Annotated in this window: 1 rRNA gene; it reads left to right on the top strand. The window is 51.4% G+C overall.

The features are described 5' to 3' along the window. Positions 1–19: 19 nt before the first annotated feature. Positions 20–259, top strand: a 23S ribosomal RNA gene (locus VSR72_RS44155); the annotation flags it as partial.

Below are 259 nucleotides of genomic sequence, written 5' to 3'. Positions count from 1 at the left end.
AGAGACGCACCCGTTATAGGGTCAAGCGAACAAGTGCATGTGGTGGATGCCTTGGCGATCACAGGCGATGAAGGACGCGGTAGCCTGCGAAAAGCTACGGGGAGCTGGCAAACAAGCTTTGATCCGTAGATGTCCGAATGGGGAAACCCACTCCGAATGGAGTATCCATGACTGAATACATAGGTCATGTGAAGCGAACGCGGCGAACTGAAACATCTAAGTAGCCGCAGGAAAAGAAATCAACCGAGATTCCCAAAGT

Source organism: Paraburkholderia sp. JHI869, from assembly GCF_038900775.1.
Lineage (GTDB): Bacteria > Pseudomonadota > Gammaproteobacteria > Burkholderiales > Burkholderiaceae > Paraburkholderia.
This window is presented reverse-complemented; position numbering and strand designations above follow the sequence as displayed.